Source organism: Pseudomonas sp. P5_A2_2 (assembly GCF_054177685.1).
The window spans coordinates 1-6,817 of sequence record NZ_JBGCUL010000188.1; the positions used below are offsets into that span (position 1 = coordinate 1).

General features: G+C 61.3%; 6 protein-coding genes. All 6 read left to right on the plus strand.

Annotation, left to right across the window (positions count from 1 at the left end):
• The first annotated feature begins 2 nt into the window (after nt 1–2).
• From ACXRVY_RS13420 to argE, 6 genes are read left to right on the plus strand one after another with little or no spacing between them, the layout of a single operon-like run.
• Nucleotides 3–824, plus strand: a complete 822-nt coding sequence (locus ACXRVY_RS13420) for an ABC transporter permease (protein WP_458237541.1) — start codon at nt 3–5, stop codon at nt 822–824.
• Nucleotide 825: 1 nt separating this feature from the next.
• A complete protein-coding gene (locus tag ACXRVY_RS13425; RefSeq protein WP_457265719.1) occupies nt 826–2,670 on the plus strand; it encodes an ABC transporter ATP-binding protein in 1,845 nt (614 codons plus the stop codon).
• Nucleotides 2,667–2,975, plus strand: a complete 309-nt coding sequence (locus ACXRVY_RS13430) for a (2Fe-2S)-binding protein (RefSeq protein ID WP_457265718.1) — start codon at nt 2,667–2,669, stop codon at nt 2,973–2,975. The genes ACXRVY_RS13425 and ACXRVY_RS13430 overlap by 4 nt, the downstream gene beginning before the upstream one ends.
• Nucleotides 2,957–4,348, plus strand: coding sequence for an FAD-dependent oxidoreductase (locus ACXRVY_RS13435; RefSeq protein ID WP_457265717.1), 1,392 nt, complete (start codon nt 2,957–2,959; stop codon nt 4,346–4,348). Before ACXRVY_RS13430 ends, ACXRVY_RS13435 begins: the two co-directional genes overlap by 19 nt.
• The gene (locus tag ACXRVY_RS13440) at nt 4,345–5,499 is read left to right on the plus strand and encodes an NAD(P)/FAD-dependent oxidoreductase (RefSeq protein WP_223458807.1); all 1,155 of its coding nucleotides are present in this window, start codon (nt 4,345–4,347) and stop codon (nt 5,497–5,499) included. Before ACXRVY_RS13435 ends, ACXRVY_RS13440 begins: the two co-directional genes overlap by 4 nt.
• Nucleotides 5,496–6,653: an acetylornithine deacetylase gene (gene argE / locus ACXRVY_RS13445; protein WP_223458809.1), complete on the plus strand. Its 1,158-nt coding sequence runs from the start codon at nt 5,496–5,498 to the stop codon at nt 6,651–6,653. The genes ACXRVY_RS13440 and argE overlap by 4 nt, the downstream gene beginning before the upstream one ends.
• The last annotated feature ends 164 nt before the right edge of the window (nt 6,654–6,817 follow it).

The following is a 6,817-nucleotide window of genomic DNA, read 5'->3' on the forward strand; positions in this document are numbered from 1 at the left end:
ATCTGGTTGCTGGTAGCCATCTTCGGCCCGTGGCTGGCACCGCATCCTGTGGGGGAATCTGGTTGCTGGTAGCCATCTTCGGCCCGTGGCTGGCACCGCATCCTGTGGGGGAAGTGGTCTCCGACAATGTCTTCGAAAACCTGAGCGCTGCTTACCCGTTCGGCACCGATTACCTGGGCCGCGACATGCTCAGCCGGATCCTCGTCGGCGCACGATTCACCGTCGGCCTGGCCTTGGTGGCGGCGGTGTTGGCCAGTGGTCTGGGCACCAGCTTCGCGTTGCTGTCGGTGGTGTCGCCGAAGTGGCTGGATGAGTTGATCAGTCGCTTGATGGACGCCTTCATCTCGATCCCCAGCAAGATGCTGGCGTTGATCATGGTCTCGGCTTTCGGCTCCTCGGTCACCTTGCTGATCTGCACGGCGGTATTGAGCTTCACCCCGGGTGCATTCCGCATCGCCCGCAGCATGGCGGTGAACATTGAAGCGCTGGAGTACGTGCAGGTAGCTCGTACCCGTGGCGAGCGCCGGTTGTATGTGGCTTGCGTGGAAATTCTGCCGAATATGCTCAACCCGGTGCTTGCAGATCTGGGGCTGCGCTTCGGTTTCATCGTGTTGTTGCTCAGCGGTATGAGTTTTCTTGGCCTGGGTGTGCAACCGCCGGATGCCGATCTCGGGTCGCTGGTGCGCGAAAACATCGGCGGTCTCTACCAGGGTGCGCCTGCCATCGTGATTCCGGCTTTGGCCATCGGCACCCTGACCATCGGTGTGAATCTGTTTATCGACCGACTGTCGTCGCGACGTAGCCGACGTTCGGGAGGTCATTGAAATGAGTGCATTAATTAGCGTTCAGGACCTGCGAGTGGTCGCCTGTGGCGAACTCGGTGATGTGGAAATCGTCAAGGGCGTAAGCTTCTCCCTGCAGAAAGGCGAAGTGCTGGCGTTGATCGGTGAGTCCGGCTCCGGCAAGACCACTATCGCCCTGGCGTTACTCGGTTATGCCCGACGCGGTTGTCGGTTGGCGGGCGGGGTGGTGCAGGTCGGCGAACACGACATGCTGGCGTTGAGCGAAGGCGAGCTGCAAGGCTTGCGCGGCAACCGTGTGTCGTACATCGCCCAGAGCGCCGCCGCGGCGTTCAATCCGGCGAAAAGACTCATCGACCAAGTGGTGGAGGGCGCGTTGATTCATGGCCTGGGCAGCAGGACTGTGCTTGAGGCCAAGGCCATCGAGTTATTCCGCGACCTGGCCCTGCCAGACCCCGATCACATTGGCCAGCGTTACCCTCATCAGGTTTCCGGCGGGCAACTGCAACGGGTGATGGCGGCCATGGCGCTGATCAGCGATCCATTGCTGGTGGTGCTCGACGAACCGACGACGGCACTCGATGTGACCACCCAGATCGATGTACTGCGGGCGTTCAAACGAGTGGTACGCGAACGTGGCGCGACGGCAGTCTACGTATCCCACGATTTGGCCGTGGTGGCGCAGATGGCCGATCAGATCGTGGTGCTCAATGGCGGCGAGATCTTCGAACAGAGCGCCACGGCACCCTTGCTTAAAGGCCCGGCCCACGAATACACCCGCAGCTTGCTGGCGGCAGCACGGCCGGACACCACCATCCGTCCACCCTGCGGTGTCGCTGAAGACACGCCTTTGCTGACTATCCAGGGACTGACCGCCGGTTACGGCAACAAAAACGCGCATGGCATGCCATCGATCCTGGTATTGGAGGACATTGATCTGACGGTTCGCAGAGGCCAGGCGATTGGCGTCATCGGTGAGTCAGGTTCTGGCAAGTCGACTTTGGCGCGGGTGGTGGCCGGGTTGTTGGAGCCGGCGCTCGGGGGACTGACCTTCGATGGCCAGCCCCTGGGTGGCAGCCTGTCGTCGCGCACCGATGAGCAGTTCCGACGTATTCAAATGGTCTTTCAGAATGCCGACACCGCGCTCAACCCGATGCACAGCGTCAGCACTATTCTGAGTCGCCCGCTGAAGATGTATTTCGGCCTCAAGGGTGCGGCTTTGCGCGAGCGTATCGGTGAGTTGCTGGATCTCGTTCGTTTGCCGCGCACGCTGGCTGAACGTCGTCCGAACGAACTGTCCGGCGGGCAGAAACAACGGGTCAATCTGGCCCGGGCCCTGGCTGCCAAACCGGATCTGATTCTCTGCGACGAGGTGACCTCGGCACTGGATACCGTGGTCGGTGCAGCGATTCTCGAACTGCTGCGCGACCTGCGCCAGCAACTGGGGGTGTCCTATCTGTTCATCAGCCATGACATCTCCACCGTGCGAGCCCTGTGCGACGACATTGTGGTGATGTACAGCGGCCACAAGATTCAGGCCGGTACTCGACAATCGTACGCTGAAGCACCCTTCCATCCCTATACCGATCTGTTGATCCACTCAGTGCCGGAGTTGCGTCAGGGCTGGCTGGAAAGCTGCGGAACAACGACCTGTGGCACGCTGCCGCCCATTGGTGCAAAAGCCAATGTGCCGGGGCTGTGCACCTTCCTCAATCGCTGCCCGGTGCGGGTTGACGGTCTGTGCAATTGCGTTGCGCCGGACCGTCGGATGATTGTTGGCGGCAGTGAAGTCCTTTGCCATCACGACAGTGCCGAGTTGCTGAAAACCCAGAAGGATTCAAACAGCATGACCGCGGGAGTCTATGCATGAACGGGCGTTTCGTAAGGCTGGCCGAACAGGGCCGGCCCATCATCAAACTTCAGGTAGACGGCAAGCCTATCGAGGCGCTGCAGGGCGATACGCTGATGGTCGCGTTGCTGACTCAGGGTTCGGCCTTGCGCCAATCGGAGTTCGATTCGGGCCGCCGCGCCGGTTTCTGCCTGATGGGAGCCTGCCAGGACTGTTGGGTCTGGACCCGCAGAGGCGAGCGTCTACGCGCCTGTTCCAATGAGGTCCGTGAAGGCCTGGATATTGTCACCACACAACCGGAGGCGATATGGCCACTGCGCGGCTGAGCACTCATCGAGTCGTTATCGTCGGCGCCGGGCCGGCCGGTACACGTTGTGCCGAAACCCTGGTCGCCGCTGGATTAAAGCCCATCCTGATCGACGAGAATCGCCGGGATGGCGGGCAGATCTACCGTCGCCAGCCCGAAGGTTTTACCCGGGATTACGCCACGCTGTATGGCACCGAAGCCGCCAAGGCCAACGATCTGCACCAGAGCTTCGATCGTTTGCGCGGGCAGATCGACTATCGCCCGGACACGCTGGTGTGGAACCTGACACCGGGGCAACTGTGTTGTGTCAGCCAGGGCAAGCACTCGACGGTGGATTACGACGCGCTGATCCTCTGCACCGGTGCCACCGACCGCTTGATGCCGATCGAAGGCTGGCAGTTGGCGGGCACGTATAGTCTCGGCGGTGCGCAGATCGCCCTGAAATCTCAGGCTGTGTCCATCGGCCACCGCGTGGTGTTCATGGGCAGCGGGCCTTTGCTGTATCTGGTTGCCAGTCAGTATGTGAAGGCGGGAGCGAAGGTCGCGGCAGTGCTCGACACTTCGCCTCTGAGCAAACGCATCCTTGCCATGCCGAAACTGCTGGCGCGCCCGGGGTTGCTGTTCACCGGGATGAAGTTATTGGCGCAGTTGTATCGCGCGAAGATCCCGGTGCATCTGGGCATTTCGCCGCTTCAAGTGCAGGGCGATGCGGCCAGCGGTGTCAGTGGCGTACGCGTGCGCACGGCACGTGGTGAGACCTTGACGGTGGATTGCGATGCCGTCGCGCTGGGTTATCACCTGCGCCCGGAAACTCAACTGGCCGACCTGGCCGGTTGCCGTATGCGCTTCGATGAAGCGTCGAGCCAATGGTGGCTGGCTACGGATGAAGACGGCCGGACCTCGGTCAGCGGTGTGTATGCCGCCGGTGACGGTTCGAAGATTCGCGGCGCCGACGCCGCCGAGCACGCCGGGCGCCTGGTGGCCATGGCGCTGCTGGAGGATCTGCAGCATCCGGTGAACATCGGGTTGCGCGACGAACAACGGCACGCGCTGACGGTAATGGATCAGTTTCGTCTCGGACTGGCCCAGGCGTTTCCGTGGCCTTCTGCCCAGGCCAAAGCGCTGCCGGACGAAGCGATCGTCTGCCGTTGCGAAATGATCACGGCCGGCGAGTTGCGCCGTACTGTCAGTGAGAAGGGGGCCTGTGAAGTTAACCGGGCCAAGGCCTTCAGCCGGGTCGGCATGGGCCGCTGCCAGGGGCGTTATTGCTCGCAGGCCGGGGCAGAGGTGATTGCCGCTGCCGCGGGCGTCAGCGTGCAACAGGTCGGCCGACAACGGGGTCAGGCGCCGGTCAAACCCCTTTCGATACTCACCGAGGAGGTGTCGCCATGACGGTACAGAAAGCCGATGTCGTGATTGTCGGCGGCGGCCTGATGGGCTCAGCGGCGGCGTTTTTCCTGCGTCAGCGCGGGCAGTCGGTGATCTTGCTGGAGCGCGACCAGATCGGTCAGTACGCCAGCGGCGTGAATTTCGGCAACGTGCGACGTCAAGGGCGTTACCTCGGGCAGCTGGAACTGGCCAATCGTTCCTGGGCGTTATGGAAGCGTCTGCCGGAGCTGATCGACGATGACCTGGAATTCATCGCCAGCGGGCATATGCGGGTGTGTTACCGCGAAGACGAGATCGCCGAGCTGCAAGCCTACGCAGACGCCCCTGAGGCAGAGCAGCTGGAGCTGAAGATCTTTAGTGGCGACGAATTACACAAGCGTTTTCCGTTTCTCGGCCCGGATGTGAAAGGCGGCTCTTATGCCCCCCACGATGGGCATGCCAACCCGCGTCTGGCGGCCCCGGCATTTGCCCGCGCGGCACGACGCCTCGGTGCGCAGATCGAAGAGCGCACGGAAGTGGCCGAGGTGCATAAGATCGGCGGTGAGTTCCACATCAGCACCACCGACGGTCGTCAGTTCTGTGCCGCTCAGCTGTTGATCACCGCTGGCGCCTGGGGCCAAAAACTCTCGGCGCAATTCGGCGAACCGGTGCCGCTGGAAACCCATGGTCCGCAAATGGCCGTGACCGAGCCAGTGCCTTACGCCTTGCCGACAGTCATCGGTGTCTATACCAAGATTCCCGAGGAAGTGATTTATTTCCGCCAAATACCCCGTGGAAACATCATCATCGGTGGCGGCTATCGTAGCGAGCCGGACATGCTCAACCGCCGGGCCTATGTCGAGCCGCGCAGCATTCTCAATCAGTTCGATCAGATGCGTCGCCTGCTGCCGGGTGTCGGCAACCTGAACATCATTCGGGTCTGGAGTGGTATCGAAGGTTACCTGCCCGATTCCCTGCCCATAATGGGGCCAAGCGGCACCGTTGATGGCTTGTTCTATGCCTTCGGTTTCTCCGGCCATGGCTTCCAGCTCGGTCCGGGCGTGGGCGACGTGATGGCCGAACTGATCAGCACCGGCAGCACCAGCACTTCGATTTCGCCGTTCTCCATCAACCGGTTCGCTTCTTCAGTCGAGCAACGGAGCAAGGTCTCATGAAACCCCGCGTGCTGGACATTCTCAAACGTCTGATGGCCTATGACACCGTCTCTTCGGAGTCGAACATGGCCTTGATCGAATACGTGCGCGATCTGCTGCTGACCAAGGGCATCGAGTCGCTGATCGTCAAGGACTCCACTGGCAAAAAAGCCAACCTCTTCGCCAGTACCGGGCCGCGGGAGGTGCCGGGGATTCTGCTGTCCGGTCATACCGACGTGGTGCCGGCAGCGGGGCAGGCCTGGACCTTTCCGGCGTTTCAGGCAACGGTGCAGGACGGACGGATTTACGGGCGTGGCAGTTGCGATATGAAGGGCTTTATCGCGCTGGCTATCGACGCCATGCTCGATGCCGCCGACTATTCATTGAACCGGCCATTGCAGCTGGCGCTCTCCCATGATGAAGAGATCGGCTGCGTCGGCGTGCGGCGTTTGCTCGACGTGCTGCACCTGGCGCCGGTGCGGCCGTTTTTGTGCGTGATTGGCGAACCTACCAACATGCAGTTCGTGCTCGGGCATAAGGGCAAGGGTTCTTACCGCACTTACTGTCGCGGCCTGGAAGCGCATTCCTCGCTGGCACCGCGTTCGGTCAATGCGATTCACGTGGCCTGCGATTTCATCGCGGTACTGCGTCAGAGCCAGCAGCAACTGCAAGAGCAGGGCGCGCAGGATACCGACTATGACGTGCCCTACAGCACCGTACATGTCGGGCAGATTGTCGGCGGCAAGGCGCTGAACATCGTGCCGAACTTGTGCACCCTGGATTTCGAAGTGCGTAACTTGCCGGCGGACGACCTGGATCAGTTCCTGGAACAGATGCGCGAGCGTGCCGAAGTGATCGTGCGCGAAGCGAAAAAACTGTCCAGCGCGGCGGATATCGAGATCGAAACCCTGAACGTCTATCCGGGCCTCGATACCCACCCGAGCGTCGAAGCGGTGCGCTTCCTGAAAAACTTCGCCGCCCCGGACACCGGCACTGCCAAAGTCTCATTCGGCACCGAGGGCGGGTTGTTCAAACAACGCCTGGATGTGCCGGTGGTGGTCTGTGGCCCGGGCTCGATTGAACAGGCGCACAAGCCTGACGAGTTCATCGAGATCAGCCAAGTGGAAGCCGGCGAGTACTTTCTGCAAGGGGTGTTGGGCTCGTTGCGGCTGTAGGGCTGTGCCCACTTAGCATAGGTATCTACACATCTGCCCGATTTTTAGGGGGGACATATCCGTTGCTGCGGTCACGGCTACTTAGGGTTCCGCCCTTACGGCCAGCCCTTTCAAGGTGTTTTCCCTTTATGGGCTTTGAGCACCCGATCCGTCGACACATGAGC